Raw genomic sequence first — 16,991 nt, 5'->3', positions numbered from 1 at the left:
TTACAATTCCCTTATTTTAATGCTTCTAAAGCTCACCTCATTCCCGTGATCTTGTAGTAAAATACGACCCTCTTTTGCCTCACCAAATCCAGGTTTATCTTTAAATTTACTTAAAGATACCATTTTTTTGAATTCATCAGAGCCCCTTACATACTCAAGAACCTTTACACCATTTAAGTAATGCTCTACCTTATTATCCGGATACACAACGATTCGTGCATTATTCCAGGAACCTATTGGCCTTAAAAACCTTGGCTGCTTTTCGGCAGTCAATAGATCGTATAGCGAAGCGAGCGTCCGATTGCCATCACGTCCCATTTTTGCGTCCGGATGTTTTACATCATCAAGTACCTGGTATTCTAGACCCAAAGGCCAATCTTTGTTTTTGTCATCGATTACGACGAAATATTTAAGTCCACTATTAGCACCGGGTGTTAGCTTAAATTCAAAGGATAAGTCGAAAGCACTAAAAAGCTCTTTAGTTACAATATCACCGGCACGGGGTATATCTGTTCCTTCAGTAGCATGCACGCGCAATTCTCCTTGATCGTACGACCATCCCTTTTCAGGAAAGACATTTTTATTTGAGCTGACCCAATTATTTGTTGTTTTACCATCATAAAGCAGTTTATATCCGCTCTCGCGTTCATGGGACGAAAGTGTGTTGGGCTCTAAATTCACAACATAAATTTCCTTTCCTATCCTTTTGGGCTGTAAATTATTTGTTTGTATTTTAATATTTTTGAAATAGACTTTTTTGCCCTCCTCGCCATTTTTGCCGACGCTATGAACCTGTAAACCGATAAACCCGGTCTTGTCTAGGGTATCAACGACATAAGAGACAGGGATGTCATTAATCCAAGTTTTGGTTGTGTTGCCAATGCATTCAATCCGAAAATGATTAAATTCTCCTTTTTTGAATGCTGATTTACTTGTCGGATTGAGATCTAAAGGATAAAGCCAATTTCTTCTCGCCTCGTCATAAATGCCACCTGTCCAACTACGTGGAGTCGGATCGATTTCAACCTGTCTTCCATATACCCGCCCTTTACCATTATTTGCCTGTTGATCGATATGACTTCTCGTTTGAATGCCTGAATTATTGTGATCTCCTTCTATTTTCGCATCCAGTTCCAAAATAAAATCCCCATATTCCTTTTCCGTTACCAGAAAGGTATTCCCGGTATTTTTAACGGTAGTTCCAACAATCATTCCGTTTTCTACGGTATAAGGGGCATCCCCTGCAACTTGTTTCCAGCCTTTTAACGACTTTCCGTCGAATAAATCCTGCCAAGTGCTTTTCTGAGTATAAAAGGCTGAAAAAACACAGATCCCAATGGCGCTCAAAGCAATTAAACTTATTTTTCTCATGTTTTAGTATCCCTATATTGGTTTAATAATATACATTTTAATGGCTAGCGAAGCTTCTTCAATATGTGCGAGTGATTTTTAAGCGGGACAAAATTTAACATTGCTAGCGAGTCGGTTATCATTGGATATTTATCAATTGAAACGCTGTAGACTGCACCCCTTGCAGGCTATCTATCATTTAACAGCCTACAATCGGATCTTTGTCCCAACGTTCAATATTAGTAAATATTCCCAATACTAAGGTTGGAAAGGATGTATTATTTACGAAAACGATATCGTAATTTTTTCGCGACGGTGGGCAGATTATTTGCTTCTTATAGCCTCAACAGGATCCAGTTTACCAGCAATTATAGCGGGTATAATTCCGGAAATGAGCCCAATAGTAGTGGAAATAAAAATAGCCAACAACACTTCATCAAGGTGTACGACAACGCCTATACCAGCGATGATTTTTAATAAAAACGCCAAGGTGTATACCACAAATAAACCCATTAAACCGCCAAAAATGCATAAAGCGACTGATTCGATCAAAAATTGCCAAAGTATAAAGTAGTTCTTTGCACCAAGCGATTTTTGAATGCCAATAATATGGGTACGCTCTTTAACGGATACAAACATAATATTGGCAATTCCAAATCCCCCAACTAATACAGAAAGAATGCCTATACAAAAGCCTGCTGTATTTACAATTTGGAACATGGTATCGAGCTGCGCGGTAATAATGGTTGTTTGATTAAGTGCAAAATCGTCCTCCTGTTTAGGGCTAAGCCGATGAATGGAACGCATGAGCCCTCTCAATTCGCTTTCCGCTTCATCCAAGGAAACACCATTTTTTGCGTTAACAATAATCGACGGTCCGAAATTTCTCACATTAATTACGTTTCTGGCAAAATTCAACGGTACCACTGCAATATTATCCAGCGAAACATCAATTAACATGCCTTCCCCCTCTTCCTTGAAAACACCTATTACTTTTAATCGGCGCCCGAGCGCCTGTATAGTCTTTCCTATGGGATCCGTATGCGGAAATAAACCTTTAGCTATCGTTGATCCAATAATGACAACAGCGGTACCTCTCTCTGATTCACTTTCGGTAAAATATCGTCCTGCCTGAAATTCGAGATTTCGTATTTTATAGTAATCATTTGAAACTGCACTGATGTACACCTTCTCCACATTGTTATTCAAAAATTTGAGCGTTTTGTCCGACATCCCGACTTCAAGTGCGATACCATCAGCAAGTGTTGCCCGTTGTTTTAATTGATCAAAATCACGGACAGTAGGCTCGGGTCTGTTCACATATTTCCACCAAGGGTAATCACCTCCACCACCCCAGGGCCACTTTTGAATGTAAATTGATCGACTTCCCAATTTTTCAACGCTACTTTCTAAATTCGCTCGGAGTGTATTAACGGCAGAGAAAATACCAATAATCGTCATAATACCGATCGTTACACCTAATAGTGAAAGGAAAGTACGCGTCTTATTTTCCCTTAACGCTGAAAATGCAAACCGGAAACTCTCAAAAAATAGCTTGATAAAAATCATACGCTCTTAAGACACGTAAAACAGGGAAAGGTTACAAGTTTCGGTACTTTTTTATAGGCGGATGTTTTTATCCAACAATCACCTAATATATAGCCTTTAAGGCTTACGTTTTTAAAACTTTTTTTTGTAAATTTGCGCGCTAATTTATCAGCTAATAAAAGAGGGGAACAAATTATGCCCCGTTTTTGTTATTACCATATTTAGGTTGACTGACCTATTTATTATTAAGAAATAAGATATATAAAATTCACAAAACATGAAGTTATCTCAATTTAAGTTTAATCTACCTGATTCGTTAATTGCTCATGAACCCGCAGAAACGAGGGACGAGGCGCGTTTAATGGTGCTTGATCGCAAAACCGGTGCAATTGAACACAAAATTTTCAAGGATGTATTGAACTATTTTGAAGAACATGATGTGATGATCCTCAATAACACAAAAGTTTTCCCCGCTCGTTTATATGGCAATAAGGAAAAAACAGGCGCCACGATAGAAGTCTTCTTACTCCGTGAATTGAATAAGGAATTGCGTCTTTGGGATGTACTGGTTGATCCCGCCAGAAAAATCCGGGTCGGGAATAAATTATATTTTGGCGACAACGACTTACTGGTTGCTGAAGTTGTAGACAATACGACATCGCGTGGTAGAACCATTCGCTTCCTGTTTGATGGGTCTGATGAAGAGTTTAGGAGGAACATTGAAATCTTAGGAGAAACACCACTTCCCAAGTATATCAAAAGAAAGCCTACGCCGGAAGATAAGTTTAGATATCAAACTATTTTTGCTAAGAACGAAGGCGCTGTAGCGGCACCTACAGCTGGTTTACACTTTAGCAGAGAATTGATGAAGCGCTTGGAATTAAAGGGTGTTGAGTTTGCAGAGGTTACTTTACATGTTGGTCTTGGAACATTCCGTCAGGTAGAGGTAGAAGACCTAACGAAACATAAAATGGATTCGGAGCAATTTATTATTGAACAAAAAGATGCTGATATTGTCAATAAAGCGATTGCTGAAAAGCGAAGAGTATGCGCAGTTGGTACAACAAGCATGCGTTCTATCGAGTCAGCGGTTTCGGCCAACCGGACCTTGAAAGCGGCAAACGATTGGACCAGCAAGTTTATATTCCCGCCTTATGATTTCAGTATTGCAAATAGTATGATCACTAATTTCCATACACCGGAATCCACACTTTTAATGATGATTTGTGCTTTTGGCGGTTATGAACATGTGATGAATGCTTACGAGATCGCCGTAAAAGAGAAATACCGTTTTTATAGCTACGGTGACGCGATGTTAATCATATAAGGAGGAATACTCTTAACGAATAGGCTATCTAATAAAGGTAGCCTATTTTTCTTGGTATTGGAATGAGGAAAAACTACGTAATTATTGTTGGTGGCGGATCGGGAACACGCATGCAAAGCGCAATTCCGAAACAATTTATGCTATTAAATGGACTTCCGGTACTAATGCACACGCTGACTGCTTTCTCACAAAGTAACACCAGACCAACGATTATATTAGTATTGAATAACCGACTGAAATCAGAATGGGAACAGCTTTGTATTAAGTATAGTTTTGATGTACCCCATATAATTGTTGAAGGTGGAGATACCAGATTTCACTCCGTACAGAATGGATTAAGCCACATAAAGCAGTTAAGTGAACCAATAAAGCCAACTTACATCGCGGTTCACGACGGGGTACGCCCACTTGTATCTAAAGAAATCATTGATTACGGCTTTCAACAAATAGGTCGGCACCGAGCACTAATAACAGCTGTCAGCAGCAAGGACTCTGTACGCATTAAAGAGTCGGGAGATACCTCTAGAGCGGTTGATAGAAGCACCGTTTTCCTCGTTCAAACGCCTCAATTTTTCTCCGCGGAGATTTTATTTGAAGCTTATGAGCAAACCTATAGTGATACATTTACAGACGACGCTTCTGTTGTGGAAAAAAAAGGGTATCCGATTCAGATTCTACCTGGGGATACCCGTAATATTAAAATCACTTTTTCGGAAGATTTACTCTTTGCAGAGGTCATAATGAAGTCGTTAGCCAACGACTAGGCAGCTCCTCTGATAATTCTAAGCAATACCGCAATGATTGCAATTACCAACAGAACATGGATAATACCGCTACTGGTGTATCCCCCGAAAAAACTGATGGCCCAGATAATTACCAGAACAACAGCGATTAAATACAATAGATTTCCCATAACAATTCGATTAATAATTAGTTCAGGCAGGCACATTTCATTGCGCTGTAACTGCCTATTTATTTCTTGCCATAATAAAGCTTTTAAAAGCTATTTTGTTTTACATTTTTTATATTAGTCAAAAGAAAGGGAATCGGAAGACTACGAGAGGATGTTTAGAAAATTTTGAACATAAAAAAAGGGAAACAACTTGTTTCCCTTTACTATGGCAAAAACACCTTTTTTATAATTTATCGTTCACATCAACGCAATTAAGTTCTTCGAAAGCCTGTTTTAAACGTTTCACAAAGCTCTCTTCTCCCTTCCTTAACCAAACGCGAGGGTCATAATACTTCTTATTAGGAGCATCCTCTCCGTCAGGGTTACCAATTTGACTCTGAAGATAGCCTTCATTTGCTTTGTAGTAATCTTTTATCCCCTCCCAAAACGCCCATTGCATATCGGTATCAATATTCATTTTAATGGCTCCATAAGAGATCGCTTCCTCAATTTCGGCCGGAGACGAACCTGATCCACCATGAAAAACAAAATTCACGGGTTTTTCAGCGCTTAGTCCAAACTTTTCTTTAATATAGTCTTGAGAATTCTTGAGGATAACCGGTTGAAGTTTAACATTTCCCGGTTTGTAAACGCCATGCACATTTCCAAATGCTGCCGCTACGGTGAACTTATCGCTTACTTTACTGAGTTCTTCAAAAGCATAAGCTACTTCGGCCGGTTGTGTATAAAGTTTTGAGCTATCAACATCGCTATTATCCACTCCATCTTCTTCTCCGCCAGTTACTCCCAATTCAATTTCAACAGTCATTCCAAGCGGCTTCATGCGCTCTAAATACTTTTTAGAGATTTCTATATTTTCTTCAATAGGTTCTTCTGATAAATCAAGCATATGAGAAGAAAATAAAGGCTTACCATGTTGGGCAAAAAACGCTTCGCCGTGATCTAACAAACCGTCTATCCAAGGTAGTAATTTTTTAGCTGCATGATCTGTATGTAGGATAACCGCTACACCATAATGTTCGGCCAGTAAATGCACGTGTTTTGCAGCAGATACAGCACCTAGTATACATGCTTGCAATTTATTATTATCCAGCGTTTTACCAGCATAGAATTGCGCACCGCCATTTGACAATTGAATGATTACCGGTGAATTAACTGCTTTTGCAGTTTCCATCACTGCGTTGATAGAATTTGTTCCAATGGTATTTACTGCGGGGAGAGCAAATCGATGTTTTTTAGCGATCTCAAATAATTCTTGTACAGCATCTCCATGCAGAACACCTTTATAACCTTTTAAACTCATTTGTAATACGTTGTTTAATTTTTGATTCCCGAAAGTAGGTATTTTATTTAAAATAAGCTACTTTCCCTTTCATTTTTCTTTCAACAGCAGGAGCCGTTTAGGGTAGTTTTTAGTAAAATAGGATATAAAGTGATAAGGTTACACAAAAGGTCACGTTTTATACATTTTTTTTGTTTCTTTGTACCTCTAATATTTTTTTGAATGGCTTGGTTTAAACGAGATCGTGCCGGTATTAACACGGCAACAGAAAATAAAAAAGAAGCTCCCGACGGGTTATGGAATAAATGTCCGTCCTGTAAAAAACCACTCTTGAAATCAGAGCAAGTTGAAAACAAATATGTATGTCAATATTGCGGCTATCATTTGAGGATAGGCTCAGCAGAATACTTTTCAGTACTATTTGACGACAATCAATTCACTGAGCTGTTTGGCAGTCTACGTTCAGCAGACCCCCTTAACTTCGAAGACACAAAAAAATACACGGAACGAATTGCGGAAAGCCATGCTAAAACGGGTTTAAACGATGCAATACGTGCCGGGCACGGCAAGATCGAAGGGCTTGATCTAGTCATAGCCTGCATGGATTTTACTTTTATCGGTGGTTCAATGGGCTCCGTAGTGGGAGAGAAAATTGCAAGATCGATCGACTATTGCATACAGCACCGTCTACCTTTTTTACTTATCTCAAAATCGGGTGGTGCCAGGATGATGGAAGCAGCGTTTTCGCTTATGCAAATGGCCAAGACATCGGCTAAGCTAGCGCTTCTCAGTCAGGCGAAGCTTCCCTATATATCCCTTTTAACAGACCCTACGACAGGAGGCGTAACAGCCTCATATGCCATGCTCGGTGATATCAACATTGCGGAGCCGGGTGCATTGATCGGATTTGCAGGGCCTCGTGTCATTAAAGAAACGATCAAAAAAGATTTGCCAAAGGGATTTCAAACAGCTGAATTTGTGCTTGAACATGGCTTTTTAGATTTTATTGTTGATCGAAGGGAAATGAAGCATAAAATAGCAACATTCCTAAGAAATATTTTATAGTGTAAAAAAAGCCTGATTTAAAATCAGGCTTTTTTTACACTATTTCCGTTCTCTTGTGGTAGGTGAGTCTGCAGTAAAAGCAGGACCTTCGTTTTTTCTATGATGGTCTCTCTCGGAAAAACTGCCTTGATTCACCTCAACGACTTTTTTCTTTCCATCTTTTTCCTTTATGATTTCTTTGTCACTTTTTCTATCTTTCAATTCATCACGCATAATAACCTCCTCTTAATTAAATAAACAAAAAACGGGTTGGTAATTGATTAACAAGTCCAAACCCATTTTGTTGGATAAATATCACGAAAGTTACGTTATACGTTCTCCGGACATACTTCCTTCAATTTAGAAACAACGAAATCGATTTCTTCTTTCGTATTGAATTTACTAAAAGAAAATCGAACAGACGGCCGTTTGGCATCCACGCCAATCGCGGTTAAAACATGAGATCCGATATTTGATCCCGAACTGCATGCACTGCCGCCCGAAGCGGAAATACCCGCAATATCTAAGTTAAAGAGTAACATGTCAGCTAAATCTGTAGGTGGAAACGACACATTTAATACCGTATACAAGCTTTGATCGGCTTCCAACTCGCCGTTAAAGCTTACACCGGGAATATGCTGAATAAGTTGCGCTCTCATGTAATCTTTCAGCCCCTGTATATAAGCCCTATGTTCGGCCATATGTTCATAAGCAATCTCGAGTGCCTTGGCCAAGCCAACAATGCCATAGACATTCTCCGTGCCCCCTCGCATATTTCGTTCTTGCGCACCGCCATGGATGAACGGCTTTATTTTTACTTCATGATTAACATATAGGAAGCCTGCTCCTTTCGGGCCGTGGAATTTGTGCGCTGCTCCCGCCAAAAAGCTTACTTTCAGAGCACTTAGGTCATGCACAAAGTGTCCCATTGTCTGGACCGTGTCGGTATGAAATAATGCGTTATAGGTCTGACAGATATCGGATACCCTTTGTATATCGGTTATTGTGCCTATTTCATTATTTGCATGCATCAATGAGACGAAACTAGGTGGACTATTTTGCAAAACTCTTTCCAGTTGCGATAAATCCACATGTCCCTTCGCATCAACGTCAAGCAGTGTTAGCTTAATGCTCCCTTCTTTTTCCAGTTCTTGTAAGGTATGCAAAACCGCATGGTGTTCGAGCGGTGAACTGATTGCGTGACTTAATTGATGATCTAAAATTCCCCTTCGAATTGCCGTATTGTCGGCTTCTGTTCCTCCTGATGTAAAAAAAATCTCCGCTGGAGAAGTATTTAATAAAGCAGCGACTTTTTTTCGGGCTTTTTCGATAATTGTTCTAACCTTTCTACCATCCGCATGAATGGATGAAGGGTTCCCATAATCGTCTCGCATAACAACCATCATCTCTTGCAATACTTGTTCATCTATTGCAGTGGTTGCCGCATTATCTAAATATACGCGCATGCTACAAATCTACTAAGTAATCCATTAACAGAATTTTATTCTTTTATACTTTTACTTCTAGGTGATCAAGATAAAATGGCTTCTATTTCGCCAATAATCTTATCAGCCAATAAGTCGGCGCGATTCTGTGTTGGCGATTCTGTGTAAATACGGATGATCGGTTCGGTGTTCGACTTCCGTAGATGAACCCATTCTTCCTCAAAATCTATTTTCAAACCATCAATGGTGCTATGGGGGGTATCCTTATATTTTTCCTCCATCGATTTTAAAAGCTGATCAATATCCAATCCAGGAGTGAGCGTGATCTTTTTCTTCGCCATAAAATAGGAAGGATAACTGTTGCGCAAAGCGGACACTTTTTGACCGCTTTTAGCAAGATGTGTCAAGAAAATACCGATACCTGCCAAAGCGTCCCTACCATAATGGGTAGCCGGGTAAATTACACCTCCGTTCCCCTCGCCTCCTATCACTGCATTTACCTCTTTCATTTTGGTCACTACATTCACCTCCCCAACCGCTGCTGCGTAATAAGTACCGCCGTGTTTCTCTGTTATATCCTTAAGGGCCCGTGTGGAGGATAAGTTAGATACCGTATTCCCTTTCTTTTGCCGGAGGATATAATCTGCAACGGCTACTAATGTATATTCCTCTCCAAACATTTCTCCATTTTCCATGACGAAACACAACCGATCGACATCTGGATCAACCGCAATTCCGAGATCGGCTTGCTTTTCTTTTACAAGGGCAGATAAATCCTTTAGATTTTCGGCCAAGGGCTCAGGATTATGCGGAAAGAGGCCATTTGGCTCACAATACAATTCATATACGGTTGATACCCCTAGTGCTTTCAATAAAGCTGGTACAAAGCGTCCCCCCGTTGAGTTAACAGCATCTACAGCAATTGAAAAATTAGCCTGTGCAATTGCGTCTCTATCAACTGTTTCCAGCGCTAAGATCTTCTCAATATGCCTTTCCAGGTAGGTGTCCTTTTTTATGACCCGTCCAAGTGCGTGTACTTCAGAAAAATCAAAACTCAATTCATCGGCTAAAGCCAATACTTCTTTTCCCTCGTAATCATTAATAAACTCTCCTTGCTGATTAAGCAACTTCAATGCATTCCATTCTGTCGGATTATGGCTAGCTGTCAAGATGATACCACCTGCCGCATCCTCCTCGGGCACGGCTATTTCAACGGTAGGCGTAGTAGACAGACCGAGATCTATCACCTCAATGCCGAGACTTTGGAGTGTACCTGTTACAATATTACTTACCATTTCTCCTGAAAGCCGTGCATCTCGACCTATTACTATTTTTTTATTGCCGGCTTTTTCGGTAATGTATTTTCCAAAAGCAGCGGTAAATTTTACAATGTCAATAGGAGTCAGGCCTTCGCCAGGTTTTCCACCTATGGTTCCGCGAATACCCGAAATAGATTTTATCAATGTCATTTTATACTCGAATTTATTAAGTAGGTGGTAAAAATAGCATTTTCATTAGAATATTCTAACGCTTCTGTCACCATCTGTAGAAGCAACCGATTGCTTAATAAAATAATTTTTTATTTTTATGACGCAATTATAAATCCGGATACGTTTGTAAACTGTATATTTGCAACCTTATTGAATTTAGCGACACAGAAAGGCATATTACATTTCAATGGTAATTTATATACAGATCGCTTTGGGGGTAAAAAAGATTAAAATCTTATTTCATAAAAACACATGTTTGCTTCTATCATACAATTTGATATAGATCTTTTCCTGATAATAAATCAGGATATGGCCAATGTTGTCTTTGATTGGCTAATGCCTTACTTACGGAATCCATATACGTGGGCCCCCTTATACTTGTTCATCTTAATTTTTTCGATACGTACTTATAAAAAACGAGGAGTAATCATGATGTTATTTCTGGTGCTTAGCTTTGGAATAGCTGACTTTTTATCTGCCTCGGTTATTAAACCCATAGTAAAAAGGATAAGACCCTGTAATGAACTTACCCTACAGGGGGAAATGGTAAGCCGGGTACGATGCGGCAGCGGATACAGTTTTCCGTCGTCCCATGCAAGTAATCATTTTGCCATGGCTCTATTTCTTATTATGGTCTATAGGAAGCGTTGGAGCGCCATATTATGGTTTGCTTTGTTATGGGCTTTCGCTATTAGTTTTGCTCAAGTCTATGTAGGCGTGCACTATCCTCTTGACGTAACTGCCGGCGCCCTATTTGGTAGTATCATTGGCTATTCTATGGCAACGTTATTTCTTTATATTCAGCCCGAAACAACTCGGCAGATAGCACAACCATGACACTTCTTATAATAGTTACTTTATTTCTTTCGGCTCTCTTGGGCGGTTTGGCTGTATTCTTTGTAAAAAGAGATAATACCGATTTATTAAGGCTCGTACTTTCTTTTAGCGGTGCGTATTTATTTTCGATCACTGTATTGCATCTTATCCCTGAGATCTACGCGCATAACGACGATCATTATTTAGGCTTATATGTACTTGGCGGTTTTTTATTTCAGTTATTATTAGAGAGATTTTCAGAAGGTATAGAACATGGTCACATTCATAAGCATGGCCACCACGGACATTTCCCGATAGGCGTTATGACCAGCTTATGCTTACATGCTTTTTTAGAAGGGATGCCACTAGCAAAGGGACATCAGAGAGAGCTGTTATTCGGCATTGCCATTCATCATATTCCTGCTGCCTTCGCTTTAGGCAGTTTACTCATTCAGTCAACTGTTAGGCAACGCACCATTATCCTATCTCTTTTTATTTTTGCTTTAATGTCGCCAATAGGTTTTACATTGAGTAATATGATTAGTTTAGGAGGTATTGGCGAAATCAACCAATACTTTGATAAAATGATGGCGATTGTCATCGGTATATTTCTTCACATCTCTACAACGATTCTGTTTGAATCTTCTTCAGCAGATCATCATCACTTTAATAAAAGAAAGCTCTTAGCAGTGATTACCGGGGTCACTCTTTCCCTATTTAATTTTCTGGTGCATTAAGCTACTGGTTTGTCTAATAAATTTAACCACGCAACTTATCAAGAAGGTAATTAAGTTGCTTGCATTCTTCTTCAGAAAGGTTTTCATCCAAGACGCTCAAGATAGACATTTTTTTATCTAAACGTTCCAAAATTGTCATACCATCATGGGTAATGAAAATATCAACAGCACGTCTATCTTTATGGCTCATACACCGCGAAACCAGTCCCTTTTGCACCAAACGATCGATAATTCTACTCACATCCGACATTCTATCCAACAAACGCTCCTTTAACATGTTAACGGTAGCCGGTTTTGCGTTTTGACCCCGCAAAATTCTCAACACATTGTATTGTTGAAGCGTTATTTTCTCTTTGTCGGTCCGCTCTTTTAAAAGACTTTGAATGAAGTTGCTTGTATATATGACGTTTAGAGCAGCCTTATGGTATTCGTTTTCGAATTTATTAGTGACGAGTACTTCTTCTATCTTCATATACCTAATTTAGAATTGGAGCACTAATATATAGCTTAAAATCTGATCTAAAAAATAAAGATGTCTTGCAACTACATTCTGTATAATATCGTGTAATCGACGATTATAAAATTTTCACATAACGACTGCCTCTATAATGATCTACAAGAAAACTGCCATCACCATGAAGTGTCCATATCTCCCGGGGATCAACAACATCAATTGTCTTTAAAATATCCCCCCAATCAACATGATCTGAAATAAACAATTCCATATCATTTCTGTTTTGCAGATATTTCCAACCGGAGGCAAAGACCTTTATAAGGTTTTTAGCTCTAAAATAGCTATTAAAAGTTAATGGTGGCACAAGGTAAATGATATTCTCAGGCTGCTCTTTAATAATTTTACGACCATAAGGTATATAGTGCCAACCAGCATAGCCATATTGTTCATAAATCCGATGAAAAGGAAGCACTGCATGATGGAGAAGTACTTTTTTTTCCGGGCAATATTGATTGATCATCGCCGTCAAACGTTGTGCTTTGCCTAACGCATAAGCACCAAGCATAATCGGATAGGTTGTACTATTTAGCTTATCAAGTTCCACCGAAGGGTCCGGATGTTTTACAATCGGATTCGCAAAAGTGCTTTCTGTAATCAAAACGTCCGCCTTAACAAGCGAGATGGGAGTACAGGTTGGATCTGCTTGCAACTTATAATCGCCGGTATATAAATAACGTACTCCTTTGAATTCCATCAATATTAAAGACGAACCCAAAATATGACCTGCAGAAAGAAACGTAACCGTCACACCTCCTAACGTAAAAGGCACGCCATAATCATAAACTTGGAAGTCGCGTGCAGCGCCCTTGTTATAACGCAGCTCCATAAATGACTTTGTTGGAGCCGTACAGAATACAGTAAAGCAGCCTGATGTTATGTGATCACCGTGGCCGTGAGACACCACCGAAACTCTCACCGCTTCCCGGGCATCTATAAAAAAGTCGCCATAAGCACAATAAATACCCTTGGAATTGACTGTCAAAAAATCATCTAAAATCATCTTGCTTTCAGCTGCGCTAGCAAGCGAGCCCTGACTTTTAAAACTTGCGGAATAAGAGCGTGAATCTCGTCATTATCTATCACAAAATCAGCGAGCTTGCGTTTTTCTTCATCAATCATTTGTTTATCTATTCTTGCTAACACCGCCTCTCTTGTTAGCTGGTCCCTTTCCATCACGCGCTTGATTCGAAGTTCCTGCGGGGCAACTATTAAAATATTATAGTCTGATAATTTATAGGTTCCTGTTTCGAAAAGTAACGCAGCCTCTTTAAATGTTAGCTCTGCTTGTTGTTGCCTTTCCCAGTTTTCATAGGCTTTTATTGTAGCTGGATGAACCAGGGCGTTAAGCTTATCTAATTTATCACGGTCTTGGAAAACAATCCTCGAGAGATAGACCCGGTCAAGTTTACCTTCTTTTGAATAGACTTCCGCTCCGAATATTCCTTTGATATCTTCCACTAAATCCTTATTGTCTACCATCACATTCTTAGCTTCGGTATCCGCATAAAACACCGGATATCCCATAGCTTCAAATATTTTACAAACGGTGGTTTTACCAGTACCAATTCCTCCAGTTACGCCAATGCGTAGTTTATCTTTATTTATTTCCACAATAAAAATTCTACATTTTGCGGTTCTGCCTTAATAATTTTCACGAAATCCGGCTGCTTCGTGATAATAACCGGCAAATTCTTGATGTGATTACTTCGCCAGTCGTTCAAATTAATAACTGCTTCGAACATATCCCGATCTATATCTTCGTATTTTTCTAAAGACACAATGGTTGTTAATCTTACTTTCTCAGGTAGCACTTTCACCGTTCTAAAGGCTCTACTATTCTCTGCCCTAATAGGTACCTCTATAATCTTTTCCGTCACTTCACCTACCGGTATGGTAACATCAACCGATGAGGGGTGTACATTAATATTTGCTTTCTGACTTTTTGATAAAGTAACTTTGGCAGTAATGGTATTGTCAACATTATTTCTCCTTAATGTATCTGTCGCCCAGCCATCAATCAATACCAGGTCTTCCAAAGGCCCTGTAACCGTCACAAACTTCGGTTCAATCTGAATATCGCCTGTGATATCATATTGCTTTCTAAACTTAATGTCTTTGGACAAATTAACGGTTACTTTTTTAACATCTTGCTTAGAAAAATTAAAGAAAAGTGTATCGGGAGAAATGGAAACAATACGTTGATTTGCACTAAATTGCCGATTTATATATCCCATTTGATTGGAAAATAGTATCCAATCACGTGTTTTTAAACCGCTTAAGTCAACATGTATATCTTGAGGTTTAAGTCGAAGATTAGAAAATAACACCTGCCAGCCCGTTCCTTCGACCTGCATAGCGACGGTATCTGACTGAAGTGGGTGAAATGCCCTTTTCGGCGGAACATTTACATAATTTAGAGAGGCCTTTACCGTATAAATGTAACGGTTTGATAAAGCAAAGAGGCTCCACACCAGAAAGGAGATAAAGAGACAAATAGCAAATAAGCTTAGTTTCTTTTGTTGCTTCTTATTGAGATTAAACATACCTACCCTTTATAAACGAACAAAACGCCTAACAAAAATAACAACCTTTGTCGGTCAAATCAATTTTGTCAGGCGTTTTATAGCACCTCGTCTAGCCGACAAAGTCTATTTCTTTTCGTCCGTTGTTGTAGTTACTGTCCCTTGCTTTGGTGTATTGGCAAGTTTGGAAGCATCCAATGAAATCGCAGCTTTATCGAATTTGATACGTGTACCGGAACCTACGTCAATGATAAATGTGCTTTCGCCTATCTCAACGATACGACCGTGAATGCCTGCGGTAGTTACCACTTTATCATTCACCTTTAAATCTTCTATATATTTTTTATGATCTTTCTGTTTCTTCATCTGTGGGCGTATCATGAAAAAATAGAATACTACCACAATTAATCCCATCATAATGAGGGATGACATTCCGCCTGATCCTGCTTGTAATAAAATTGCTGCTGTTGTCATGTAAATTACTGTGATTTAAAATTGTTAACTATTGTACTTCACCTTTTAAGTGTAGCATTAATTGTGCGGGTTGCGCGTTACTATATACGGTAATAATTTTATGCTGTGCACCGCGTTGTCCTGCACTATTAAAACCAACTTCAATGCTGCCTTGCTCTCCGGGTTTAATCGGTTTTTTATCAAATTTGGGAGTAGTACAGCCACATCCTGCCTGCACGTCGCTTATTATTAAAGGTGATTTCCCTGTATTAGTAAATTCAAAAACGTGATTTACCTTCTCCCCTTCTTTGATCTTGGAGAAGTCATATGTATCATTCTTAAATTTTAGCACGGGAGCATCCGCTACATCGGCGGAATCCGGAATCTGCTTATTCACCCCGGTATTATCAGTCGTATTTACACTTTCGATAATATCCTCTCCAGCACTTTTCTCCTTTTGTTTAGATCCATTGCAAGCGCTTAGCGCCAAAACTGCTAATGATAGTAACAAAATTTTATTTTTCATATACTTATAATTGTTGGTTATTTGATGTAGATCAGCCATGCACTAGCTTATCGACTAAGGGTTTATAGAAACATCTCATCCAATAAGTCCCCTTCCGAATTTTCTGATTTTGCCCTCCTTTTGAAGTTCGATCAAAATTTTATCGAGGATGCCATTGATAAACGAATTGCTCTTCGGTGTACTAAATTCCTTAGAAATTTCAATATACTCATTAATTGTAACCTTAACAGGTATAGAAGAAAAATTCAATAATTCGGTGATCGCCATTCTCATCAGTAAGGTATCAATTAACGCTATTCTGTCAGCTTCCCAGTTTTTTGTTTTCCCCGAAATATATATCTGATAATCCTCTCCATGCCGAGTTGTCAATCGAAACAAGTCAACAATAAATTCTTTATCATCAACCCAATTTGGACACAATTGCGCTAACTTATTTTTCTCCGGATCTTCGCTGTTGAAATTTTTCAAAGTTTTAGCTAACAGCGCTTGTAACACATCTTTATCAGTCGTCCAATTAATAAAATGCTCATCGAATATCTGTTCAATAGCCGGTGATTTCAATATAATTTTTTTAAAGATAAACTTTATAATATCCTTCTCAGCCTTGAGCGATCGATCTTCATTCTCTAAATAAGCAACATACTCGGGAGATTGTTTTAAAATGTGGAAAATACTTTTCACCGTTTCCATATCAAAAACGGCATCTACCTTATATTTTTTACACAGATCCACAAACTCCTCATTTTGTTGTAGCAGTTCAATAAAGGTGTTATTCGCCAATCGTGTATTGGCATTGAGATCGTGTTCAGTAGGTAAAAATTTATTTGCCCGGTCTTCCGCATCTACCAACGCATATTCAGCCACCTCTGACGCGAGTGCGAGCACCCAAATATACATCTCATAAACCTGATCAACACTTTTCAGCAATGCCTTTTCAAAATTGTTTATATTCTTATCATCCGATTGCTGGAATGCATAGATTGTTTGTAATACTTTAACCCTCAGGTGCCTTCTATTTAACATA

General features: G+C 38.9%; 19 protein-coding genes. 5 read left to right on the top strand and 14 right to left on the bottom strand.

The genetic code is table 11. From position 1 onward, the window contains the following. The gene (locus E0E36_RS09660; RefSeq protein WP_130855775.1) at window positions 1-1,371 is read right to left on the bottom strand and encodes a 3-keto-disaccharide hydrolase; all 1,371 of its coding nucleotides are present in this window, start codon (window positions 1,369-1,371) and stop codon (window positions 1-3) included. Between the two features lie 303 nt (window positions 1,372-1,674). Beyond that, a complete protein-coding gene (locus tag E0E36_RS09655; RefSeq protein WP_130855774.1) occupies window positions 1,675-2,919 on the bottom strand; it encodes an ABC transporter permease in 1,245 nt (414 codons plus the stop codon). Between the two features lie 256 nt (window positions 2,920-3,175). Between E0E36_RS09655 and queA the strand changes: the two genes are divergently transcribed. Both queA and E0E36_RS09645 read left to right on the top strand, forming a co-directional pair. Beyond that, entirely contained in the window at window positions 3,176-4,225 is a 1,050-nt protein-coding gene (gene queA / locus E0E36_RS09650; protein ID WP_013667241.1) for a tRNA preQ1(34) S-adenosylmethionine ribosyltransferase-isomerase QueA, read from the top strand. 62 nt (window positions 4,226-4,287) lie between these two features. Beyond that, entirely contained in the window at window positions 4,288-4,989 is a 702-nt protein-coding gene (locus E0E36_RS09645) for a 2-C-methyl-D-erythritol 4-phosphate cytidylyltransferase (protein ID WP_130855773.1), read from the top strand. On the opposite strand, the gene E0E36_RS09640 is transcribed toward E0E36_RS09645, so the two are convergent. Both E0E36_RS09640 and fbaA read right to left on the bottom strand, forming a co-directional pair. After that, the gene (locus E0E36_RS09640) at window positions 4,986-5,138 is read right to left on the bottom strand and encodes a lmo0937 family membrane protein (protein ID WP_013667243.1); all 153 of its coding nucleotides are present in this window, start codon (window positions 5,136-5,138) and stop codon (window positions 4,986-4,988) included. The genes E0E36_RS09645 and E0E36_RS09640 overlap by 4 nt on opposite strands. 223 nt (window positions 5,139-5,361) lie before the next feature. After that, on the bottom strand, window positions 5,362-6,441 hold the full coding sequence (fbaA, locus tag E0E36_RS09635; RefSeq protein ID WP_130855772.1) for a class II fructose-bisphosphate aldolase: 1,080 nt from the start codon (window positions 6,439-6,441) through the stop codon (window positions 5,362-5,364). Window positions 6,442-6,642: 201 nt separating this feature from the next. Between fbaA and accD the strand changes: the two genes are divergently transcribed. Further along, entirely contained in the window at window positions 6,643-7,485 is an 843-nt protein-coding gene (gene accD / locus E0E36_RS09630) for an acetyl-CoA carboxylase, carboxyltransferase subunit beta (protein WP_013667245.1), read from the top strand. A 39-nt stretch (window positions 7,486-7,524) separates the two neighbouring features. On the opposite strand, the gene E0E36_RS27720 is transcribed toward accD, so the two are convergent. The 3 genes from E0E36_RS27720 to glmM form a co-directional block, all read right to left on the bottom strand. Next, complete coding sequence (locus E0E36_RS27720) at window positions 7,525-7,698, bottom strand: hypothetical protein (RefSeq protein ID WP_013667246.1); 174 nt, start codon at window positions 7,696-7,698, stop codon at window positions 7,525-7,527. 95 nt (window positions 7,699-7,793) lie between these two features. Further along, window positions 7,794-8,930 (bottom strand): cysteine desulfurase family protein, encoded by a 1,137-nt coding sequence (locus tag E0E36_RS09625; RefSeq protein ID WP_130855771.1) that lies wholly within the window; start codon window positions 8,928-8,930, stop codon window positions 7,794-7,796. 65 nt (window positions 8,931-8,995) lie between these two features. Beyond that, complete coding sequence (gene glmM, locus E0E36_RS09620; protein ID WP_130855770.1) at window positions 8,996-10,378, bottom strand: phosphoglucosamine mutase; 1,383 nt, start codon at window positions 10,376-10,378, stop codon at window positions 8,996-8,998. Window positions 10,379-10,651: 273 nt separating this feature from the next. Here glmM and E0E36_RS09615 point away from each other — a divergent pair, with 273 nt between their 5' ends. After that, entirely contained in the window at window positions 10,652-11,236 is a 585-nt protein-coding gene (locus E0E36_RS09615; protein WP_013667249.1) for a phosphatase PAP2 family protein, read from the top strand. Continuing rightward, complete coding sequence (locus tag E0E36_RS09610; protein ID WP_130855769.1) at window positions 11,233-11,952, top strand: ZIP family metal transporter; 720 nt, start codon at window positions 11,233-11,235, stop codon at window positions 11,950-11,952. The genes E0E36_RS09615 and E0E36_RS09610 overlap by 4 nt, the downstream gene beginning before the upstream one ends. A gap of 22 nt (window positions 11,953-11,974) precedes the next feature. On the opposite strand, the gene E0E36_RS09605 is transcribed toward E0E36_RS09610, so the two are convergent. The 7 genes from E0E36_RS09605 to nusB all read right to left on the bottom strand — a co-directional run bounded on the left by E0E36_RS09605 (window position 11,975) and on the right by nusB (window position 16,990). Then, the gene (locus E0E36_RS09605; RefSeq protein WP_013667251.1) at window positions 11,975-12,424 is read right to left on the bottom strand and encodes a MarR family winged helix-turn-helix transcriptional regulator; all 450 of its coding nucleotides are present in this window, start codon (window positions 12,422-12,424) and stop codon (window positions 11,975-11,977) included. A gap of 103 nt (window positions 12,425-12,527) precedes the next feature. Further along, a complete protein-coding gene (locus E0E36_RS09600) occupies window positions 12,528-13,466 on the bottom strand; it encodes an MBL fold metallo-hydrolase (RefSeq protein ID WP_130855768.1) in 939 nt (312 codons plus the stop codon). After that, on the bottom strand, window positions 13,463-14,077 hold the full coding sequence (gene coaE / locus E0E36_RS09595; protein WP_130855767.1) for a dephospho-CoA kinase: 615 nt from the start codon (window positions 14,075-14,077) through the stop codon (window positions 13,463-13,465). The genes E0E36_RS09600 and coaE overlap by 4 nt, the downstream gene beginning before the upstream one ends. After that, window positions 14,068-15,009, bottom strand: a complete 942-nt coding sequence (locus E0E36_RS09590) for a CdaR family protein (RefSeq protein WP_130855766.1) — start codon at window positions 15,007-15,009, stop codon at window positions 14,068-14,070. Before E0E36_RS09590 ends, coaE begins: the two co-directional genes overlap by 10 nt. 105 nt (window positions 15,010-15,114) lie before the next feature. Then, the gene (yajC, locus tag E0E36_RS09585) at window positions 15,115-15,462 is read right to left on the bottom strand and encodes a preprotein translocase subunit YajC (protein WP_130855765.1); all 348 of its coding nucleotides are present in this window, start codon (window positions 15,460-15,462) and stop codon (window positions 15,115-15,117) included. 28 nt (window positions 15,463-15,490) lie between these two features. After that, on the bottom strand, window positions 15,491-15,967 hold the full coding sequence (locus tag E0E36_RS09580; RefSeq protein ID WP_130855764.1) for a DUF1573 domain-containing protein: 477 nt from the start codon (window positions 15,965-15,967) through the stop codon (window positions 15,491-15,493). A gap of 75 nt (window positions 15,968-16,042) precedes the next feature. Continuing rightward, window positions 16,043-16,990: a transcription antitermination factor NusB gene (gene nusB, locus E0E36_RS09575; protein ID WP_013667257.1), complete on the bottom strand. Its 948-nt coding sequence runs from the start codon at window positions 16,988-16,990 to the stop codon at window positions 16,043-16,045. Between the last annotated feature and the right edge of the window lies 1 nt (window position 16,991).

Origin of the sequence: Olivibacter jilunii, assembly GCF_900607235.1 — a bacterium.
In the GTDB taxonomy this organism is placed as follows: domain Bacteria; phylum Bacteroidota; class Bacteroidia; order Sphingobacteriales; family Sphingobacteriaceae; genus Olivibacter; species Olivibacter oleidegradans.
This window is presented reverse-complemented; position numbering and strand designations above follow the sequence as displayed.

Coding starts and splice junctions, on each gene's coding strand:
- nusB (WP_013667257.1), bottom strand. CDS start 16,990: ATGTTAAATAGAAGGCACCTGAGGGTTAAAGTATTACAAACAATCTAT.
- E0E36_RS27720 (WP_013667246.1), bottom strand. CDS start 7,698: ATGCGTGATGAATTGAAAGATAGAAAAAGTGACAAAGAAATCATAAAG.
- E0E36_RS09645 (WP_130855773.1), top strand. CDS start 4,288: ATGAGGAAAAACTACGTAATTATTGTTGGTGGCGGATCGGGAACACGC.
- fbaA (WP_130855772.1), bottom strand. CDS start 6,441: ATGAGTTTAAAAGGTTATAAAGGTGTTCTGCATGGAGATGCTGTACAA.
- glmM (WP_130855770.1), bottom strand. CDS start 10,378: ATGACATTGATAAAATCTATTTCGGGTATTCGCGGAACCATAGGTGGA.
- E0E36_RS09600 (WP_130855768.1), bottom strand. CDS start 13,466: ATGATTTTAGATGATTTTTTGACAGTCAATTCCAAGGGTATTTATTGT.
- E0E36_RS09660 (WP_130855775.1), bottom strand. CDS start 1,371: ATGAGAAAAATAAGTTTAATTGCTTTGAGCGCCATTGGGATCTGTGTT.
- E0E36_RS09610 (WP_130855769.1), top strand. CDS start 11,233: ATGACACTTCTTATAATAGTTACTTTATTTCTTTCGGCTCTCTTGGGC.
- yajC (WP_130855765.1), bottom strand. CDS start 15,462: ATGACAACAGCAGCAATTTTATTACAAGCAGGATCAGGCGGAATGTCA.
- E0E36_RS09605 (WP_013667251.1), bottom strand. CDS start 12,424: ATGAAGATAGAAGAAGTACTCGTCACTAATAAATTCGAAAACGAATAC.
- E0E36_RS09640 (WP_013667243.1), bottom strand. CDS start 5,138: ATGGGAAATCTATTGTATTTAATCGCTGTTGTTCTGGTAATTATCTGG.
- queA (WP_013667241.1), top strand. CDS start 3,176: ATGAAGTTATCTCAATTTAAGTTTAATCTACCTGATTCGTTAATTGCT.
- E0E36_RS09655 (WP_130855774.1), bottom strand. CDS start 2,919: ATGATTTTTATCAAGCTATTTTTTGAGAGTTTCCGGTTTGCATTTTCA.
- E0E36_RS09625 (WP_130855771.1), bottom strand. CDS start 8,930: ATGCGCGTATATTTAGATAATGCGGCAACCACTGCAATAGATGAACAA.
- E0E36_RS09580 (WP_130855764.1), bottom strand. CDS start 15,967: ATGAAAAATAAAATTTTGTTACTATCATTAGCAGTTTTGGCGCTAAGC.
- E0E36_RS09615 (WP_013667249.1), top strand. CDS start 10,652: ATGTTTGCTTCTATCATACAATTTGATATAGATCTTTTCCTGATAATA.
- accD (WP_013667245.1), top strand. CDS start 6,643: ATGGCTTGGTTTAAACGAGATCGTGCCGGTATTAACACGGCAACAGAA.
- E0E36_RS09590 (WP_130855766.1), bottom strand. CDS start 15,009: ATGTTTAATCTCAATAAGAAGCAACAAAAGAAACTAAGCTTATTTGCT.